Genomic DNA, 18,946 nt, shown 5'->3' with positions numbered 1-18,946 from the left:
TGATTCAAGGCAGCAAAGCTAGTAGATAGAGCTTGTATATATGAATGTTAGTCTTTCCTCAAATTCAGCGACCAACAAAACGTCATCGTTGTTGGACTCCGGTTCTGCCTCTTCAAAGGTAGAAGAAACTGGAGACTCTAAAGGTTTCTTTGAGTCTTTCAAAGAAGCACTAGGCTTTGAAGAAAGTGACAGTAAAGTCGCAGCAAAAGACACAGAAAGCACCGCGAAACCTGATGCTAAACAGGCATCTACCGAAGGTGAAGCGTCATCCGAAGCGAACAAAGGTGATTCAGCTGAATCAAAGGCTACTGACGAAGTAAGCGAAGCGCAAAGCAAGCAAGCAGCTTCAGAAGTAGAAGGCGAGAAAGCTGCTGAGGAAACATCTGCAGAGGCTGTGTCTGGAACTGAGGCTAAGCTCAAAGCCAATTCGGGCACTGATAGCACTGTCGCTGATAAGGCGGATGGTAAAGATGCGCAGGTTACGACGAATGATTCTAAAGAACAGGTTGCTCAATCCCAAACTCAGGGTACATCAGCTGTAGATGGCTCTACGCAAGCATCGCAAGCTAATGCAGCGATGAATGAAGGAAATAAATTGCTTGGTCAATTGGATGAGGCAAACAAAACTCTAAATCAAGCGCCAAACGGCAAAGGCTTGCCTCAGCAAGGTCAGGTAGATAAAGCCCAAGGTAATATCTCCGGTGCTTCAGTTGCAGTAGCCTCCGTTACGGATGAGGCGAGACAACAAACGAATGCAGCAATCCAAGAGAATAGTCTTGAGGTGGATTCTGAAATCGCTGTTCTTACCGGAGGTAAGGGTGTGTCTCAGCTGACTGATGATGAAATCCGACAGTTGATGGATAAAGGCGTCACTCCAGAACAAATTGAAGCCAGTATGAACCGAGAGCTGAGTCAAAAGAATGCGGCTAGCGCCGCGGTGGCCGAACAGAGCCAAGCGATCTCAGCTGCGGATATTGAACTCGCCAAGCAGGTTGATGCCCATACCAAAGCACTAAAACAATTGAATGGACAAATCGAATCAGAACAGTCTGTTGTCGATAGCTTGCTTAAGAAGCAACAAAGTGGTGCTAAGTTGACGGTTGATGAGCAAGCCGCTTTGGCTAAAGCGACCTCTAACTTAGACCTGTTGAATCAACAGCTAACTAACGTTCAACAACAAGCAACGGCTTTGCTAAATCAAGCTCCGGCTGTGAACAGCGCGTCTGGTGAACCCGCTGCTATTGATTGGGATAATACGGATTCAAGCGAAACTAAAGCTTTAGCTGCGGCGGCATCAACAGCAGCTGTAGCGACGGCTGCACAACAAGTGTCAGCGCAGGCCGCTTCTCAATCAACAAACAATGCTCTTACGGATAAGGCAGCAATGCTGCACGCCAACAATGCACATGCAGCCGCTCAACAAGCTAATGTTGCTTCACCTCAGCAGCAAGCAACGTTGGATCCAGCTTTAACCGCGCAAGGGATCGCGATGAATGCAGCGCCAGTCACTACAAAAGCAGGCTCTACTGATGCGCTTCTTAAAGCGGGCGCAGGTGCCGCGGCATTGTCTGGTTTGGGCAAAGCCGGTGCTAAAGAAGATTCTAAAGATTCGACCTTTGCTCAGCAGATAGCCTCGGCCGCTGGCGCACAAGGTACAGCTACGGTGGGTTCAGCACCTACGCGAGCTGAAATTCAAGCGGCTCAACAGGCACCTTTGCAACTCACTAAAGAGTTAGCGAACGAGCAGGTGGCGGAAAAAGTCCAAATGATGATGTCTAAGAATCTCAAGAACTTGGATATCCGTCTTGACCCACCAGAGTTGGGGCAGATGAAAATTCGCATGACCATGAATAATGATGTGGCGAACGTGCACTTTACTGTCGGTAGCCAACAAGCGAGAGAGGTTATTGAACAAACCTTACCTCGTTTGAGGGAGATGCTCGCTCAACAAGGGATGCAGCTTGCTGAGTCTTCAGTTCAGCAACAGAATACTGGTCAGGGGCAAGACAGGTACAATAATGGCGAGCAACAATCAGGCTCTAACCGTATAAATGATGGTCAAGGTGATGAAAACCTTGATAGCAACAGCAATCTTGAATTGAATGTCACGTCAAAGCGTGATGGAATTAGTTATTATGCCTAGTATCAGGCTAAAACACTTAGCTAATAGAAAGAACCGTTAGTTAATAGAAGAACAGGAAGTTAGAGCTGAATATGGCAGAAGAACAAGAAACACCGAAAGGAAAGAGTAAGCTCCTCATTATCGCTATCGCGGTTGTTGTGCTGTTACTTGGAGGTGGTGGTGCCGCATTTTTCTTAATGGGTTCCGATGATAAGGCTGAGGGTGCTGGGTCGTCAGCTGAGGTTCAACTCATGGGTGCCGATCCAGTGGTCTATGTTAATGTGCCTCAAGCTTTCTTATTTAACGTTACGGGCGATAAGAAAGATCGCTTAGTTCAGATAAAGGTACAGCTGATGGTACGTGGTATGAAGAATGAAGTTCTCGCTCGATACCACTCTCCACTTGTTGAAAGCGCACTACTTGCTACATTCGCTTCGGCGACGGTCGATCAATTACGATCTCCTGCCGGCAGAGTTGAACTGCGGAACAAGGCGACTGAAGATATTAAAGCAAGCTTAACTCAAGCTGTTGGCCAGCCGGTAATTGAAAAAGTGTTATTCACTGACTTTGTAATTCAATAGGTAATATGTGACCGATTTATTAAGCCAAGACGAAATTGATGCGCTATTACATGGCGTTGATGATGTTGAAGACGTTGAAGATGTCTTAGAAACCGAAAGTGACAATACGGTCAATTTTGATTTCTCATCACAAGATCGAATCGTTCGTGGTCGAATGCCGACCCTTGAACTTATTAACGAGCGTTTCGCACGCCATATGCGTATTAGCTTGTTTAATATGTTGCGTAAGACGGCTGAAGTGTCGATCAACGGCGTACAGATGATGAAATTTGGTGAGTACCAGAACACACTCTATGTACCCACAAGTTTAAACATGGTTCGCTTCCGCCCGTTAAAAGGTACTGCGCTAATTACGATGGAAGCTCGGCTAGTTTTCATTCTCGTAGAGAACTTTTTTGGTGGTGATGGTCGTTTTCATGCCAAGATTGAAGGTCGCGAATTTACACCAACAGAAAGACGAATTATTCAGTTACTACTGAAAATTGTTTTTGAAGATTACAAAGAAGCTTGGTCTCCCGTGATGGGCGTTGAGTTTGAATACTTGGACTCTGAAGTAAACCCAAGTATGGCTAACATTGTGAGTCCAACCGAAGTGATTGTTGTGAGTTCATTTCACATTGAAGTCGATGGCGGCGGCGGTGATTTCCATGTGGTTATGCCTTACTCAATGGTTGAGCCGATTCGTGAACTGCTGGATGCTGGTGTCCAATCAGATAAAATGGAAACCGACGTTCGTTGGAGTTCAGCATTGCGTGATGAAATCATGGATGTGCCAGTCAACTTCCGTGTCAATTTGCTCGAGCAAGATATCTCTTTGCGTGATTTGATGGAACTTCGTCCTGGGGATGTTATCCCGATGAATATGCCTGAGCATGCAACCATGTTTGTTGAAGAACTGCCGACCTATCGTGTTAAAATGGGCCGTTCCGGAGAGAAGCTCGCGGTACAGATTTCTGGAAAAATTGAAAGACCTCATGTGGTCAAAACCGATCTCGCCTTTCTTGGCAAAGACTTAATGTCTGAGTTGGAAAATAGCGAAGATGAAGAATAGCAAAGTAGATAAAAGTATAGGAATTGGTAATGGAACCTAGTGAAGATCAAAAGCTAGCAGACGAATGGGCTGCAGCACTTGGTGAAGACCCTTCAGCACCGTCAATCGATGTTGATGATGTTCTCGCGGCACCACTTGATGAGTTAACCGACTCATCGTCTCCAATTTCAGAAGATGAGCGTCGTAAGCTGGATACCATTATGGACATCCCAGTGACTATCTCAATGGAAGTCGGCCGCTCTCAAATTAGTATCCGTAACTTACTTCAATTGAACCAAGGTTCGGTTGTTGAGTTAGATAGAATTGCTGGTGAGTCACTTGACGTGATGGTTAACGGCACTCTGATTGCTCATGGAGAAGTGGTTGTGGTGAATGACAAATTTGGTATTCGTTTGACAGACGTTATTAGTCAAACAGAACGAATTAAGAAGTTGCGTTAATGAGCTTCTTGTCTCAAAGACTGGCGGGCTCTTCTCTCGGAATGACAGGTTTTTCTCGCAGAGTCTTGGGAGTAGGGCTACTTGCTACTCCTTCTATTGCCTTTGCGGCAACGCCTCCTTCTCTCGATTTAGCGACCACTTTTGGGTCGCTAATTTTCGTTATAGCCTTCATTTTATTTATTGCTTGGCTACTGAAGCGAATGCAAGTGCCTGCGATGTCGAATCAACAAGGTTTGGCTATTATTAGGCAAATTCCGGTAGGCACAAAAGAACGTATCGCTATTGTACAAGCGGGCGATGAACAGTTCTTGGTAGGCATTACCACACAATCGATTCAGCTGATCTCTAAGCTCGATAAACCTCTTACTCAGGAGATGCTGGAAAAAAGTACATTTTCAAGTCAGCTTTCCCAGCTAATAAAAAAAGATGCAAACAAGTAACGGATTTTTGAATCCATTTTACTTTTGCCATGCCGGATTTTTCCGTACGGTGAAAGCGTGGTTGGTTCAGCTCATTATATTCTGCTCTCTCGTATTTAGCGTGTCAGTATTTGCACAGGTTGAAGATGGCACTGTCATTCCTGCGAATACCGCTGGATCTGAGTCGGTCACCATCAGTACGATGCAGCAAGATCAAGCCAAATCGAAGACTATGACCACTGGTAGCTTAACCGGTAATGGTGGCGGTATCCCTGCGTTTACCATGACCACCAATGCCAATGGCGGTGAAGACTACTCGATTAACCTGCAAATTCTTGCGTTAATGACCATGCTTGGCTTCTTGCCGGCGATGGTTATTTTGATGACATCGTTCACCCGCATTGTGGTTGTGATGTCTATTTTGCGTCAGGCAATGGGTCTTCAACAAACACCTTCAAACCAAGTGATTATTGGCATTGCGATATTTCTGACCTTCTTCATCATGTCGCCAGTAATCAGTCAGGTTAATGAGCAAGCCGTTCAGCCTTATTTGAATGAACAGATATCAGCGCGACAGGCATTTGATGTTGCCCAAGGGCCGATTAAGTCTTTCATGCTTAAACAGACTCGAATCAAAGATCTTGAAACTTTTGTTGAGATATCCGGTGCGCAAGTAACTAACCCAGAAGATGTTTCAATGGCGGTTCTGATTCCCGCGTTTATCACGTCTGAATTGAAAACAGCTTTCCAGATAGGCTTTATGTTGTTCTTGCCGTTCCTAATTATCGACTTGGTGGTGGCATCAGTTTTGATGGCCATGGGTATGATGATGTTGTCACCAATGATTGTATCGTTGCCGTTTAAGTTGATGTTGTTCGTCCTTGTTGATGGTTGGAATTTGATACTCTCCACACTCGCCGGCAGTTTTGCCTTGTAGCTGGGGGAAGCATGAATCCTGAAATATTCGTAGATTTGTTCCAAGATGCCCTTTGGATGGTACTAATTATGGTGTGCGCCATAATTATTCCTAGCCTGCTGATTGGTTTGGTTGTGGCTGTTTTCCAAGCGGCTACTTCGATCAATGAACAAACTTTAAGTTTCCTACCACGTTTGATCGTGACGTTATTAGCGTTGATGATGTTTGCGCATTGGATGACCCAAATGATGATGGAGTTCTTTTTCGAACTCATCGAACGCTTGCCACAAGTTCTTTACTAAACCGATATGGAATACCCAACGAGCCTTGTACTAGAGTGGTTAGCCAATTATTTTTGGCCCTACACTCGCATCTCAGCCATGCTGATGGTGATGACAGTAACCGGTGCACGCTTTGTGTCGCCGCGTATTCGTCTGTATTTAGGTTTAGCGATCACCTTTGCGGTGATGCCTGCGATCCCCGCTGTTCCTAAAGAGATTGAACTGCTCTCTTTCCAAGGTTTCTTGACTGTATTTGAACAAATCGTGATTGGCGTTGCCATGGGGTTTGTCACCCAATTTATGATTCAAACTTTCGTAATGCTCGGCCAGATCTTGGGTATGCAATCAAGCTTGGGTTTCGCCTCTATGGTGGATCCGGCTAACGGGCAAAACACGCCAGTACTGGGCCAATTGTTTATGTTGCTAGCGACCATGTTTTTTTTGGAGACTGACGGTCACCTGAAAATGCTGCAGCTGGTGGTGTTCAGCTTTAAGACTTTACCCATTGGCAGTGGAAGTTTGACCTCTGTTGATTATAGAGAGCTTGCTCTGTGGTTGGGTATCATGTTCAAAACAGCATTAGCAATGTCATTGTCTGGTATTATTGCGCTGCTGACGATTAACCTTTCGTTTGGTGTAATGACGCGTGCGGCGCCTCAACTAAATATCTTTTCTTTGGGTTTCTCATTTGCGCTACTCGTGGGCCTATTGCTTTGTTGGTATATCCTTGGCGGCTTGTTTAGTCACTATGAGTTATTTTGGATACAAACCGAACAACAGATATGTCGTCTAATCAGGTTAGAGTGCTAGGAGACTAAAATGGCAGAGTCAGACGGTCAAGAACGCACGGAAGACGCCACGCCCAAACGCTTGCAACAGGCCAAAGAGAAAGGGCAGGTTGCAAGGTCAAAAGAGTTAGCGTCGGCGTCGGTACTTATTGTTGGTGCGATTGCTTTAATGTGGTTTGGTGAATCGATGGCGAAAGCTTTGTTCGAAACAATGCAACGTCTGTTTTCTCTGAGTCGGGAAGAAGTTTTTGATACCACAAAACTTCTCGAAATTGCGGGTGGCGCATTAGTGAACCTGTTGTTCCCGCTGTTCTTAATCCTGATAACCTTATTTGTTGCAGCCGTCATTGGTGCGGCGGGTGTCGGGGGGATTAATTTCTCTATGCAGGCGGCGATGCCTAAGGCGTCTAAGCTAAACCCACTCAGTGGTATTAAGCGTATGTTTGGCCTGCAGAGTTGGGTTGAACTGTTGAAATCTATCTTGAAAGTGGCACTTGTTTCGGGAATGGCCATCTATCTTATTCAAGCTTCTCAACACGATTTAATGCAACTGAGCATGGAGGTATACCCACAGAATATCTTCCACGCTTTAGATATCTTGCTTAATTTTATTCTGCTGATCAGCTGCTCTTTACTTATCGTGGTGGCGATTGATATCCCGTTCCAGATTTGGCAACACGCCGATCAGCTGAAGATGACCAAACAAGAAATTAAAGATGAACACAAAGATACTGAAGGTAAGCCTGAAGTTAAGGGCCGCATTCGTATGTTGCAAAGAGAAGCTGCCCAGCGCCGTATGATGGCTGACGTACCTCAAGCGGATGTGATTGTGACCAACCCGGAGCATTTCTCGGTGGCTCTACGCTATAAGCAGAATCAAGACAAAGCCCCCGTTGTAGTTGCGAAAGGTGTTGATCATATGGCAATGAAGATCCGTGAAATTGCCCGTGAAAATGACATCTATATTGTTCCTGCGCCACCATTGGCTAGGGCGCTTTATCACACTACCGAACTAGAACAACAAATTCCTGACGGTCTGTTTACAGCAGTTGCTCAAGTGCTTGCATATGTGTTTCAACTAAAACAGTACCGAAAACGAGGCGGAGAGAGGCCAAAACTCCAAGATTCTAATATGCCGATCCCACCTGATTTACGACATTAGATCAATTGCTTGAGCTCTGCTTGATGAACCCTGATAATAGCGGGCTAGCTAATCCTCTTTTTAGAGAGGCGATGGCAATAATTTGACGAAAAGTGTTGGTACAGTGTTTGCTATATCCACCCCGAATATTATAAGCCGATCATTAATAACCTTAGCATTGTAAATCTGAGTATTATAAGCCCAGTCATTATAAATCCTAGCGTTATAAATCCCGAGCATATAAAGCTTAGTATTATAAACCTGTGCATTTGAACCTATGCACTATAAACCATAGCAACATAGCTTAGACCTGAGCCTCAAATAGCTTAGTGAGATGGCTACAACATAGCGAAACTGTCTAGACTTATGAAATTCTCCCTGCCTTTTGCGGACAAGCTGCCTAAAATCCCTAATCGTGCGATGCCTGCAATTGGCGCACCCGTTATGGTACTTGCGACGCTCGCTATGGTGGTGTTGCCAATACCAGCCTTCTTGTTGGACATGTTCTTCACTTTCAACATTGCACTGTCCATGGTTGTGTTACTGGTTTCGGTTTATACCCGCAGGCCTTTGGACTTCGCTGCATTCCCGACCGTACTTCTGATTGCGACTCTACTTCGATTAGCTTTGAACGTTGCTTCGACACGTGTGGTATTGCTTCATGGTCACGAAGGTGGTGACGCGGCCGGTAACGTTATTGAAGCCTTCGGTAACGTGGTGATCGGCGGTAACTACGCGGTAGGTCTAGTGGTGTTCTTGATTTTGATGATCATCAACTTCATGGTTGTAACCAAAGGTGCGGGTCGTATTTCGGAAGTAAGTGCACGTTTCACCTTAGATGCCCTTCCGGGTAAACAGATGGCAATCGATGCCGACTTGAATGCGGGTTTGATCGACCAAGATCAGGCTCGTACTCGACGTTTTGAAGTGACCAAAGAGGCTGACTTTTACGGCTCGATGGACGGTGCATCTAAGTTTGTTAAAGGCGATGCAATAGCCGGTATCTTGATATTGTTCATCAACATCATTGGCGGCTTGAGTATCGGTATGGCTCAGTTTGACCTTGGTTTTGGTGAAGCCATCGAAATCTATACGCTACTGACTATCGGTGATGGTCTGGTTGCCCAAATTCCATCGCTGTTACTTTCTATTGCTGCGGCGATGATGGTAACGCGTCAAAATACTGATGAAGACATGGGCGAACAACTTGTCTTCCAAATGTTCGATAATCCTAAAGCCCTAATGATCACCGCTGCTATCCTCGGCATCATGGGTATTGTTCCTGGTATGCCACATTTCTCCTTCTTGAGCCTTGCTGTGGTTGCTGGGGCTGGGGCTTACTTTATCGATAAAAAGAACAAGGCAAAGGTAGAAGAGAAAAATCTACCTGCAACCGCTAATGCCAATGGTGATAAGCCCGCATCGCAAAAAGAACTGTCTTGGGATGATGTTCAACCGGTAGATATTATTGGTCTCGAAGTGGGGTACCGCTTGATTCCTTTGGTCGATAGAGACCAAGGTGGAGAATTGCTTGAGCGCGTGAAAGGTGTACGGAAAAAGCTGTCTCAAGATTTTGGTTTCTTGATTCCAGCCGTACACATTCGCGATAATCTGGAACTGACACCAAACAGCTATCGAATTACCCTGATGGGGGTAGCGGTTGGTGAGGCTGAGATCAAGCCGGACATGGAGCTCGCGATTAACCCTGGCCAAGTCTATGGGATGATAGATGGAGAGCCGACGATTGACCCTGCCTTTGGCCTTGAAGCCGTCTGGATTCGTGAAGAGCAGCGTGAACACGCACAAGCCTTAGGTTATACGGTTGTAGACTCTTCAACCGTACTTGCCACACACCTTAGCCAGCAGTTAACGAATAACGCTTCACAGTTGATTGGCCACGAAGAAGTTCAAAACTTACTTGAGATGCTTAGCCGATCAACACCTAAGCTGGTGGAAGGTTTTGTACCGGATCAATTACAGCTTGGTGTGGTTGTTAAAGTTCTACAAAACCTACTGAATGAAGCGATTCCAATTCGTGATATTCGAACCATTGTCCAAACTTTGTCGGAGTACTCTTCTAAGAGTCAAGAACCTGACATATTAACTGCAGCTGTTCGTATCTCACTAAAACGACTAATTGTTCAAGAAATCAATGGTATAGAGCCAGAATTACCAGTTATAACCTTAATTCCTGAGTTGGAACAAATCTTGCATCAAACCATGCAGGCATCCGGCGGAGAATCTGCTGGTATTGAACCTGGTTTAGCCGAACGTTTACAGACCTCACTCAGTAACGCGACACAAGAGCAAGAACTGAAAGGTGAGCCGGCGGTATTATTGACCTCTGGTGTTTTACGTTCGACTCTGGCTAAGTTCGTGAAAAACACGATCCCAAGCTTGAGAGTATTATCTTACCAAGAGATACCAGATGAAAAGCAGATACGTATAGTACAAGCTGTTGGTAATTAAGCCGCCTAATTAGAACGGACGATCGAATTGAAAATTAAACGATTTTTTGCAAAAGATATGCGAACAGCTCTGCTCCAAGTTAAAGAAGAACTTGGCTCAGAAGCGGTGATCATGTCTAACAAAAAGGTCGCAGGTGGTGTGGAAATTGTTGCCGCTATTGATGGCGATTCCAGCCCGTCGACAGCAAGTCCCAGACTCAATAAACCTCAGCAGCCTACGCAAAGCCAGTACACTCAAATGTCTGAGCCCAAATTGCCAACTGGGCGTCGTCAATTAGATGATGACAAGGTTAGCATCCAGCCGAATGCAGAAGGTGGACGCTCAATGACCAAGCGCTTTGCGAATATGCTAAAGCAATACAGTCATGGCGCCGACGATGAGCAACAACATCGCGCTGAAAACGAAGACTCGTTATCAGCATTGCTCAATCGCCAGTCAAGTAACGGTCATCAACCTCAGAGTAGCCAGCATTCTAGCGGCAGCCTTGACTCGGCCTTTGCTCGTGAAACGGGTTTATCTAAATTGATTGCCGAAGATCGCAGAGTAGAGCGTCCAGCACCTCGCTTAGATCCTACCCGTTATGATCGTGGTCGAGAGAATGCTCAATCCAAAGGTTCAGATACTGAAATGGAAACGATGCGCGACGAGATGATTTCAATTCGTCGTTTGTTAGAGCATCAAGTATCTGGGCTCATGTGGCAAGAAGTCGAACGTCGCGAACCTTTGCGAGCGATGCTTATCAAGCGCCTAGAACGTATGGGTGTTTCGGCAGAACTCGCCGATCAAATGGCCTGTTACATTCCAGAAGACACAAAACCAGCACGAGCATGGAAAGCCTTGCTTGCTCTGGTCGCTGATCAAATCTCAGTAACACAAAAAGATATTTTAAAACGCGGCGGTATTGTGGCCTTACTTGGCCCGACTGGCGTAGGTAAAACAACAACCGTTGCTAAGCTCGCAGCCCGCGCAGCAATGGAGTACGGTGCAGATAACGTAGCGCTTGTGACAACGGACACATATCGCATAGGTGCACATGAGCAGTTATCGATTTATGGTCGAATTATGGGTTGTCCTGTAAGAGTTGCTAAAGATTCTAGTGAATTGGCCGATGTAATATATCAGTTACGTAATCGTCGCCTGATTCTAGTCGATACTGCAGGTATGGGGCAGCGAGATGTTCGCCTATCTGAGCAGTTAGACACATTGATGCAAGAGAGTGGTTCCGTTATTAATAGTTACCTTGTGTTACCCGCAACCGCGCAACGCAAAGTACTACAAGAAACCATTGAACACTTTAGAAGAATCCCGCTGTCGGGATGTATCCTGACGAAGCTGGACGAATCACTTAGTTTGGGTGAGTTCATCAGTGTGGTAATACAAAATGCATTACCAGTTGCTTATATAGCAAATGGTCAACGAGTTCCTGAAGATATCGTTATTGCTCAGCCAAAGTACATGATTGCTAAGGCCAATGAGTTATTAGAAAAATCGACAGAGAATGAACCTCATTACTGGAATAGCGATTCTGAAGGGCTCTAGGCGGCGGATAAATATGAATGAGAATATGATACACGATCAAGCTAGCGGCCTCCGTCGCTTAACCCAGCCTTCACTCACAAAAGTTATCGCTGTAACGGGTGGCAAGGGAGGCGTAGGTAAATCGAATGTAACGTTAGGTATGGCTATTTGTATGGCTCGCCAAGGCAAGAAAGTCATGGTACTGGATGCCGATTTAGGATTAGCTAACGTAGACATCATGCTCGGCATTCGTTCTAAACGAAATCTTGGGCATGTGTTGGCTGGCGAGTGTGAACTTAAGGATGCGATTGTCGAAGGGCCGCACGGAATTAAAATTATTCCAGCGACATCAGGCACACAAAGCATGACTGAACTTTCACACGCTCAACACGCCGGGTTGATTCGTGCTTTTGGTTCGCTTGAAGACGAGATGGATATCTTATTGGTTGATACCGCAGCGGGTATATCCGATATGGTCATCAGCTTCTCAAGAGCTGCGCAGGATGTGGTTGTGGTGGTTTGTGATGAACCAACGTCGATTACTGATGCATATGCATTGATTAAGCTGTTGAGTCGAGAGCACCAAGTTCAGCGATTCAAAATTGTTGCAAATATGGTCAGAAGCTACCGAGAAGGCCGAGAATTATTTGCAAAGTTGACTTTGGTCACAGAGCGCTTCTTGAATGTGAGCCTCGAACTCGTAGCATGTATTCCTTTAGATGATAAAGTACGTCAATCAGTTAAGAGACAGAAAATCGTAGTCGATGCGTTTCCTCGCTCTCCAGCTGCATTGGCAATCAGCTCTTTGGCTAATAAGGCATTGACCTGGCCAATACCAAAAACACCAAGCGGACACTTGGAGTTTTTTGTTGAAAGGCTGCTGAACCGTACTGAATTTATAGAGGAACCATTTGGTGAATAAAGCGCTTACTTACGATCAACATGCTAATCACAATAGCCAGCAGGCTTTTTTTGAGAAGTACTCTGTGTTGGTTAAGCGTATCGCTCATCATTTGTTGGGGCGATTACCGCCTAATGTATTAGTTGATGACTTGATTCAAGCCGGCATGATTGGCCTGATTGAAGCGCAACAGAACTATGATGGTACCAAAGGCGCAAGCTTTGAGACGTACGCAGGTATTCGAATTCGTGGGGCAATGTTGGATGACATTCGCCGCGGGGATTGGGTCCCGAGATCGGTTCATAAAAACAATCGAGAAATCAGTAGTGCAATCGCGGAATTAGAGGGCACTCTCAATCGCGATCCCAGTGATGCTGAGGTGGCAAAGCACATGGGGCTGAGTTTAGACCAGTATCACAGTGCTTTAACTGATATTAATTGCTCAAAATTGGTAGGGATAGAAGACTTAGGTGTCTCTGATGATGTAATATCTCCGAATGAAGATTCTCAAGATAATACGCCTTTTCAAGGGGTTGCAGATGAATCATTCCGCCAAGCTTTGATCGACTCGATAAAACAACTTCCGGAAAGAGAAGGCCTCGTGCTTTCGCTTTATTACGACGAAGAACTCAATTTAAAAGAGATTGGGGAAGTATTAGGTGTCAGCGAATCTCGTGTCAGCCAAATACTAAGCCAATCTATGCAGCGTTTACGCACTAAGTTAAGTGCTTGGACACAGAACGACTAACAACACTGATTTTATTCAGTGGAGGCTAATTTGAACAAAAACATGAAAATTCTCATTGTTGATGATTTTTCAACGATGCGCCGAATTGTTAAAAACCTACTTCGTGATTTAGGTTTCAACAACACTCAAGAAGCAGACGATGGCTTGACCGCGTTACCTATGCTGAAAAAAGGCGAATTTGATTTCGTGGTAACTGACTGGAACATGCCGGGTATGCAAGGTATTGATCTTCTAAAACACGTCCGTGCAGACGCTGAACTTAAGCACCTTCCAGTGCTTATGATCACAGCAGAAGCTAAGCGTGAGCAGATCATCGAAGCAGCGCAAGCGGGTGTTAATGGTTACATTGTGAAGCCGTTCACTGCCGCAACTCTAAAAGAGAAACTCGACAAGATTTTTGAGCGTTTATAAGCACTCATAATAACCTGTTTCAGGCGCTTCATAGAGAGACATTAACTTTTTTGTTTCCCGTTTACCTCTAAAGCTGAAGCGTCACAAACTATGCGGAGTAAGGCCGGACTCAGGATGATTTCATTAGAACAAGCAAAAAAATTAGTAGAGCTGCTTGAAAACGACGAGCAGCAAGGTGCTGATTCTCTTGTTAGAAGCATTTATGAAGATAATTTTAATCTTCAAGATAACCCAATGCTTCAAGAAATAGGCAGTCTGACTCGTGACCTCCATGATTCTTTGACACAATTCAACTTTGACGAGCGTATTAACGTTATCGCAAATGATGAAATCCCTGACGCCAGGGATCGCCTTCAATATGTCATTGATAAAACGGAAGTTGCGGCGAACAAAACGATGGACGCTGTCGATCGCTGTATGCCAATTGCAACTAATTTACACGAGTGTTTACTTCAAGTAAGGCCTCAATGGAATGAACTGATGCATGGCCGCATTGAGCTAGTAACATTCAAAGCTTTATGCCACCGCATTGATGGATTACTTGTCCAAGTAGAAGGTGATAGTACTGAACTACGTGGACAACTGACTGAAATCTTGATGGCTCAGGATTTCCAAGATTTAACTGGGCAGATTATTAGCAAAGTTATTACCTTGGTGAATGAGGTTGAAGGACGTCTGGTAGAGATTCTCACCGTATTCGGTGCGAATCAAATAGAACCAACACCAGAGACAGATAAGAAGTCATCTATTGCTCCAGAGGGTCCGATCATGAACCCAGAAGCTCGTGAGGATGCTGTTGCATCTCAAGATGAAGTCGACGATTTGTTATCCAGTCTTGGATTTTAAAGGTAACGTATGAGCTACGATTTAGACGAAGATATTCTTCAGGACTTTTTAGTCGAAGCAGGAGAGATCCTCGAACTTCTATCAGAACAACTGGTAGAGCTAGAGAATAACCCTGACGACAAAGAACTACTAAACGCTATTTTCCGTGGTTTCCATACAGTAAAAGGTGGTGCTGGTTTCCTAGCATTGACCGAGCTGGTGGATACTTGTCATGGTGCTGAGAATGTGTTCGACATTCTAAGAAATGGCCAACGCAGTGTAACATCAGGACTGATGGATACGATGCTACAGGCTTTAGATACAGTCAATGTACAGTTTAAAGCCGTGCAAGATGAGGAAGCTTTAGTACCAGCAGACCAATCTTTACTGGATGAACTTCATCGCCTCTGTAAGCCAGAGTCTGAAGATGAAGTTGTGGCAGTAGAAGCTCCAGCACCGGTTATCTCTGAGCCTATCGTTGCAGCTCCGGAACCTACTGTTGAAAGTTCAAACATCAGTGCATCTTCCGTGGATGATATTTCTGAAGATGAATTTGAGCGTTTACTTGATGAACTTCACGGTAAGGGTGGTTCACCAACGACATCATCTGTAGACACACCAGCGCCAGCACCTGTGGCACCTCAGCCAGTAGCTGCGAGTGGTGACATTACTGACGACGAATTTGAAAAGTTGTTAGATGAGTTGCATGGTGCAGGTCAAAGCCCGACAGCTGCAAGCTCAACGCCACCACCTCCTCCAGTCGCTCCTGTAGCCAAAGCACCAGTAAAGTCTGAAGGCGATGACCTAATGACTGATGCTGAGTTTGAGAGTTTACTTGACCAGTTACACGGTTCAGGTAACGGCCCTTCAATTGAAGAGTTGGATGCTGCGACTAAGCCTGTACAAGCGAAGCCTGAGCCTGTTGCGCCGAAAGTCGCTCCTAAACCACAGCCTGCTCCTGTTGCTGTAAAAGCAGAACCTAAGCCTAGCGTACCAGCAAAAGCTGAAGTTAAAGCGCCTGCGAAGAAGCAGCAAGCTGAAGCCACAGTTCGTGTTGATACATCAACACTGGATACCATCATGAACATGGTGGGTGAGCTAGTATTGGTCCGTAACCGTCTTGTTAGCTTAGGTTTAAACAGCAATGACGAAGAAATGTCGAAAGCTGTCTCTAACTTAGATGTTGTTACAGCTGACCTACAAGGTGCAGTAATGAAGACGCGTATGCAGCCGATCAAGAAAGTATTTGGTCGATTCCCACGCGTTGTCCGTGACCTTGCTCGTACCTTGAAGAAAGACATCGTTCTTGAAATGCGTGGCGAAGAAACGGATCTTGATAAAAACTTAGTAGAAGCACTTGCTGATCCCCTGATTCACTTGGTGAGAAACTCTGTAGATCATGGTATCGAAATGCCGGACGACCGTGTTGCTGCGGGAAAATCTAAAACCGGTAAAGTGATTCTGTCCGCCTCTCAAGAAGGCGACCACATTGAACTGGCTATCGTTGATGATGGCGGCGGTATGGACCCTGATAAGCTTCGTGCTATCGCGGTTAAGCGCGGTCTGATGGATGATGATGCAGCGTCTCGCCTAACAAATAAAGAGTGTTTCAATCTAATCTTTGCTCCTGGCTTTTCAAGTAAAGAAAAGATCTCAGATATCTCTGGCCGTGGTGTAGGTATGGACGTTGTGAAAACAGCGATCAACACACTGAATGGTTCTATTGATATCGATTCAGAGATGGGCCAAGGCACCAAGATAACCATTAAGGTTCCGTTGACACTTGCGATTCTACCAACCTTAATGGTCGGTGTTGCGGGTCACCCGTTCGCATTGCCACTGGCTTCTGTAAATGAAATCTTCCACTTAGACCTAAGCCGCACAAACGTGGTTGATGGTCAGCTGACTATTATCGTTCGCGATAAGTCTATTCCACTGTTCTACTTACAAAATTGGCTTACACCTAAAGAAGGTCTTGTTGAAGGACGTCAAGGTCATGGTCATGTTGTTATTGTGCAACTTGGTAGTCAACGTGTTGGTTTTGTTGTAGATGCGCTTATCGGCCAAGAAGAAGTGGTTATTAAGCCACTTGATAAGCTTCTTCAAGGCACGCCAGGAATGGCAGGTGCGACAATTACAAGTGACGGTCACATAGCATTGATTTTAGATGTGCCGGACTTGTTGAAGCAGTACGCAGCTGCATCAAGAATTTAACTTAAGGATAAATATGGCGATTAAAGTATTAGTCGTTGATGATTCGAGCTTCTTCCGTCGTAGAGTAAGCGAGATCATCAACTCGGAGGCTCGCCTAGAAGTCATCGATGTAGCAGTAAACGGTAAAGAAGCGGTTGAGAAAGCGAAAAAGCTAAGACCTGACGTAATTACTATGGACATCGAGATGCCTGTCATGGACGGTATTACTGCCGTTCGTGAAATTATGGCTGCGTCTCCAACGCCTATTTTGATGTTTTCATCGTTAACGCATGATGGTGCAAGAGCAACGTTAGATGCGTTAGACGCGGGTGCTCTAGATTTCTTACCTAAGAAATTTGAAGACATCGCTCGTAACCGTGACGATGCTGTCGCATTGCTTCAACAGCGCGTGATTCAGATTGCTGCAAAGCGCGCGTTTATGCGACGCACTCCTGTTGCGCCAAGAGCTACTGCAACAGCTACGGCGTCAACATCAGCGCCATTGCGCCAATCTATTTCAGCAACAGCCCCTGCTGTTAAACCAGCGGTTGCTTCAACCGCGAAATTCAGAGCCTCGGGTAAAAAGTATCAATTAACTGCTATTGGTACTTCTACTGGTGGGCCAGTTGCACTACAGAAAATTTTGACACGCATCCCTGCCAGCTACCCACATCCGATTGTGTTAGTGCAGCATATGCCAGCAACGTTCACCGCTGCTTTTGCTAGCCGATTGAATACCTTGTGTAAGATTGAAGTTCGTGAAGCTCAAGACGGAGACCTGTTGAAACCTGGGGTGGCTTATCTTGCTCCAGGCGGAAAGCAAATGATGATTGATGGTCGCCCGGGTTCGGCGCGTCTGAAGATTATCGATGGTGGTGACCGAATGAACTACAAGCCTTGTGTGGATGTCACTTTTGGTTCTGCAGCTAAGATCTACGGCGATAAAGTGTTGTCTATGATACTGACCGGTATGGGTGCTGATGGTCGAGAAGGTTCTCGCATGTTAAAAACAGCGGGTTCGACCATTTGGGCGCAAGACGAAGATAGTTGTGTTGTATATGGTATGCCTCAAGCTGTAGCAAAAGCTGGCATTTCTACTGAAGACCTACCTCTAGACCGCGTTGCGGAACGGATTTTGGTCGAAGTTGGGTTAGCTTAGGTAAATCGACATGATTGTTTGGAGTGTTGCAAACCAAAAAGGTGGCGTTGGAAAAACGACGACGACAGTGACCCTAGCTGGCTTACTTGCCTTAAAGGGTCATCGTGTGTTGTTGGTTGATACTGACCCACATGCATCACTAACCACCTATTTGGGTTACGACTCAGATACGGTGGAATCGAGCCTGTTTGATCTGTTCCAGCTGCGTGAGTTTTCTACGCAAGCTGTGAGAGCGTTGACTATACAGACCGAAATTGAAGGTATCGATATTATTCCCGCACACATGTCATTGGCGACATTAGACCGTGTAATGGGAAATCGAAGTGGTATGGGGTTGATCTTAAAGCGTGCTTTGGCCGCTTTGAAAGATGACTATGACTACGTGCTTATCGATTGTCCGCCTATTCTTGGTGTGATGATGGTGAATGCGTTGGCTGCCAGTGATCGTATCTTGATTCCGGTACAGACTGAATTTTTGGCGATGAAAGGTTTAGAGCGCATGATTCGCACTCTAACTATTATGCAGAAGTCTCGCAAAACACCGTTTAAGGTGACGATTGTCCCGACGATGTACGACAAGCGAACGAAAGCATCATTGCAAACATTGACTCAGCTTAAAGATGACTATCCAAACCAAGTTTGGACCTCTGCTGTGCCGATTGATACCAAGTTTCGCGATGCCAGTCTAAAACGTTTGCCAGCATCTCATTTCGCATCGGGTAGCCGTGGTGTATTTGCTTATAAACAGCTGCTTATTTATCTCGAGAGGTTAGCGATAAATGAGCGCGAATAACGAATCGACATTGACGCAACCAAGTTTATCGAGTGAACAAGCAATCGATGATTACTTTACCGCGCTGTTAGGCGATGAAAACTTTGAATCTGATGCTTTTCTTGTTGACGAGTCTAGCGGCGAATCACAAACTAAAGAGCCAGAGCCAGAGCCAGAGCCAGAGCCAGAGCCAGAGCCAGAGCCAGAGCCA

The 18,946-nt window shown here is 45.5% G+C and carries 18 protein-coding genes and 1 pseudogene; all 19 read left to right on the top strand.

What is annotated here, in order from left to right:
- Positions 1 to 40: 40 nt before the first annotated feature.
- Positions 41 to 2,143: a flagellar hook-length control protein FliK gene (locus ACED42_RS17830; RefSeq protein ID WP_371703592.1), complete on the top strand. Its 2,103-nt coding sequence runs from the start codon at positions 41 to 43 to the stop codon at positions 2,141 to 2,143.
- 71 nt (positions 2,144 to 2,214) lie between these two features.
- On the top strand, positions 2,215 to 2,703 hold the full coding sequence (fliL, locus tag ACED42_RS17825; protein ID WP_009848547.1) for a flagellar basal body-associated protein FliL: 489 nt from the start codon (positions 2,215 to 2,217) through the stop codon (positions 2,701 to 2,703).
- Positions 2,704 to 2,710: 7 nt separating this feature from the next.
- Positions 2,711 to 3,754, top strand: coding sequence for a flagellar motor switch protein FliM (gene fliM, locus ACED42_RS17820; protein ID WP_371703590.1), 1,044 nt, complete (start codon positions 2,711 to 2,713; stop codon positions 3,752 to 3,754).
- Positions 3,755 to 3,783: 29 nt separating this feature from the next.
- Positions 3,784 to 4,194, top strand: a complete 411-nt coding sequence (gene fliN / locus ACED42_RS17815; protein ID WP_004739851.1) for a flagellar motor switch protein FliN — start codon at positions 3,784 to 3,786, stop codon at positions 4,192 to 4,194.
- Positions 4,194 to 4,634: a flagellar biosynthetic protein FliO gene (fliO, locus tag ACED42_RS17810; protein ID WP_065678595.1), complete on the top strand. Its 441-nt coding sequence runs from the start codon at positions 4,194 to 4,196 to the stop codon at positions 4,632 to 4,634. The genes fliN and fliO overlap by 1 nt, the downstream gene beginning before the upstream one ends.
- Positions 4,621 to 5,550, top strand: a complete 930-nt coding sequence (gene fliP, locus ACED42_RS17805) for a flagellar type III secretion system pore protein FliP (protein WP_371703587.1) — start codon at positions 4,621 to 4,623, stop codon at positions 5,548 to 5,550. The genes fliO and fliP overlap by 14 nt, the downstream gene beginning before the upstream one ends.
- Before the next feature lie 11 nt (positions 5,551 to 5,561).
- Positions 5,562 to 5,831, top strand: coding sequence for a flagellar biosynthesis protein FliQ (fliQ, locus tag ACED42_RS17800; RefSeq protein ID WP_009848543.1), 270 nt, complete (start codon positions 5,562 to 5,564; stop codon positions 5,829 to 5,831).
- A gap of 6 nt (positions 5,832 to 5,837) precedes the next feature.
- The gene (gene fliR, locus ACED42_RS17795) at positions 5,838 to 6,620 is read left to right on the top strand and encodes a flagellar biosynthetic protein FliR (RefSeq protein WP_009848542.1); all 783 of its coding nucleotides are present in this window, start codon (positions 5,838 to 5,840) and stop codon (positions 6,618 to 6,620) included.
- Positions 6,621 to 6,629: 9 nt separating this feature from the next.
- The gene (flhB, locus tag ACED42_RS17790) at positions 6,630 to 7,760 is read left to right on the top strand and encodes a flagellar biosynthesis protein FlhB (protein ID WP_009848541.1); all 1,131 of its coding nucleotides are present in this window, start codon (positions 6,630 to 6,632) and stop codon (positions 7,758 to 7,760) included.
- Positions 7,761 to 8,105: 345 nt separating this feature from the next.
- On the top strand, positions 8,106 to 10,208 hold the full coding sequence (gene flhA / locus ACED42_RS17785) for a flagellar biosynthesis protein FlhA (RefSeq protein ID WP_009848540.1): 2,103 nt from the start codon (positions 8,106 to 8,108) through the stop codon (positions 10,206 to 10,208).
- Positions 10,209 to 10,235: 27 nt separating this feature from the next.
- Positions 10,236 to 11,747: a flagellar biosynthesis protein FlhF gene (gene flhF / locus ACED42_RS17780; protein ID WP_371703585.1), complete on the top strand. Its 1,512-nt coding sequence runs from the start codon at positions 10,236 to 10,238 to the stop codon at positions 11,745 to 11,747.
- A 13-nt stretch (positions 11,748 to 11,760) separates the two neighbouring features.
- Complete coding sequence (locus ACED42_RS17775) at positions 11,761 to 12,648, top strand: MinD/ParA family protein (RefSeq protein ID WP_009848538.1); 888 nt, start codon at positions 11,761 to 11,763, stop codon at positions 12,646 to 12,648.
- Positions 12,641 to 13,375 (top strand): RNA polymerase sigma factor FliA, encoded by a 735-nt coding sequence (locus ACED42_RS17770; RefSeq protein WP_009848537.1) that lies wholly within the window; start codon positions 12,641 to 12,643, stop codon positions 13,373 to 13,375. The genes ACED42_RS17775 and ACED42_RS17770 overlap by 8 nt, the downstream gene beginning before the upstream one ends.
- A 42-nt stretch (positions 13,376 to 13,417) precedes the next feature.
- Positions 13,418 to 13,786, top strand: a complete 369-nt coding sequence (cheY, locus tag ACED42_RS17765; protein ID WP_012603445.1) for a chemotaxis response regulator CheY — start codon at positions 13,418 to 13,420, stop codon at positions 13,784 to 13,786.
- A gap of 114 nt (positions 13,787 to 13,900) precedes the next feature.
- Positions 13,901 to 14,632: a protein phosphatase CheZ gene (locus tag ACED42_RS17760; protein WP_017101967.1), complete on the top strand. Its 732-nt coding sequence runs from the start codon at positions 13,901 to 13,903 to the stop codon at positions 14,630 to 14,632.
- A gap of 9 nt (positions 14,633 to 14,641) precedes the next feature.
- Positions 14,642 to 16,825 (top strand): chemotaxis protein CheW, encoded by a 2,184-nt coding sequence (locus tag ACED42_RS17755; protein ID WP_371703583.1) that lies wholly within the window; start codon positions 14,642 to 14,644, stop codon positions 16,823 to 16,825.
- Between the two features lie 13 nt (positions 16,826 to 16,838).
- Positions 16,839 to 17,963, top strand: a complete 1,125-nt coding sequence (locus ACED42_RS17750) for a chemotaxis response regulator protein-glutamate methylesterase (protein WP_371703581.1) — start codon at positions 16,839 to 16,841, stop codon at positions 17,961 to 17,963.
- Between the two features lie 10 nt (positions 17,964 to 17,973).
- The gene (locus ACED42_RS17745; protein ID WP_009848532.1) at positions 17,974 to 18,756 is read left to right on the top strand and encodes a ParA family protein; all 783 of its coding nucleotides are present in this window, start codon (positions 17,974 to 17,976) and stop codon (positions 18,754 to 18,756) included.
- A pseudogene (locus ACED42_RS17740) lies at positions 18,743 to 18,946 on the top strand (chemotaxis protein CheW); the annotation flags it as partial. The gene ACED42_RS17745 and the pseudogene ACED42_RS17740, both read left to right, overlap by 14 nt.

Source organism: Vibrio sp. FF145, from assembly GCF_041439075.1.
Taxonomy (GTDB): Bacteria; Pseudomonadota; Gammaproteobacteria; order Enterobacterales; family Vibrionaceae; genus Vibrio; species Vibrio tasmaniensis_A.
The sequence above is the reverse complement of the archived record's forward strand: the minus strand, read 5'-3'. Positions and strand labels throughout refer to the sequence as shown.

What these genes read in the sequence shown, in the direction of transcription:
- fliP (WP_371703587.1), top strand. Translation starts at nt 4,621, where the DNA reads ATGCAAACAAGTAACGGATTTTTGAATCCATTTTACTTTTGCCATGCC.
- ACED42_RS17830 (WP_371703592.1), top strand. Translation starts at nt 41, where the DNA reads ATGAATGTTAGTCTTTCCTCAAATTCAGCGACCAACAAAACGTCATCG.
- ACED42_RS17750 (WP_371703581.1), top strand. Translation starts at nt 16,839, where the DNA reads ATGGCGATTAAAGTATTAGTCGTTGATGATTCGAGCTTCTTCCGTCGT.
- fliN (WP_004739851.1), top strand. Translation starts at nt 3,784, where the DNA reads ATGGAACCTAGTGAAGATCAAAAGCTAGCAGACGAATGGGCTGCAGCA.
- fliQ (WP_009848543.1), top strand. Translation starts at nt 5,562, where the DNA reads ATGAATCCTGAAATATTCGTAGATTTGTTCCAAGATGCCCTTTGGATG.
- fliL (WP_009848547.1), top strand. Translation starts at nt 2,215, where the DNA reads ATGGCAGAAGAACAAGAAACACCGAAAGGAAAGAGTAAGCTCCTCATT.
- flhB (WP_009848541.1), top strand. Translation starts at nt 6,630, where the DNA reads ATGGCAGAGTCAGACGGTCAAGAACGCACGGAAGACGCCACGCCCAAA.
- fliO (WP_065678595.1), top strand. Translation starts at nt 4,194, where the DNA reads ATGAGCTTCTTGTCTCAAAGACTGGCGGGCTCTTCTCTCGGAATGACA.
- ACED42_RS17755 (WP_371703583.1), top strand. Translation starts at nt 14,642, where the DNA reads ATGAGCTACGATTTAGACGAAGATATTCTTCAGGACTTTTTAGTCGAA.
- ACED42_RS17775 (WP_009848538.1), top strand. Translation starts at nt 11,761, where the DNA reads ATGAATGAGAATATGATACACGATCAAGCTAGCGGCCTCCGTCGCTTA.
- ACED42_RS17745 (WP_009848532.1), top strand. Translation starts at nt 17,974, where the DNA reads ATGATTGTTTGGAGTGTTGCAAACCAAAAAGGTGGCGTTGGAAAAACG.
- fliR (WP_009848542.1), top strand. Translation starts at nt 5,838, where the DNA reads ATGGAATACCCAACGAGCCTTGTACTAGAGTGGTTAGCCAATTATTTT.
- flhA (WP_009848540.1), top strand. Translation starts at nt 8,106, where the DNA reads ATGAAATTCTCCCTGCCTTTTGCGGACAAGCTGCCTAAAATCCCTAAT.
- cheY (WP_012603445.1), top strand. Translation starts at nt 13,418, where the DNA reads ATGAAAATTCTCATTGTTGATGATTTTTCAACGATGCGCCGAATTGTT.
- ACED42_RS17760 (WP_017101967.1), top strand. Translation starts at nt 13,901, where the DNA reads ATGATTTCATTAGAACAAGCAAAAAAATTAGTAGAGCTGCTTGAAAAC.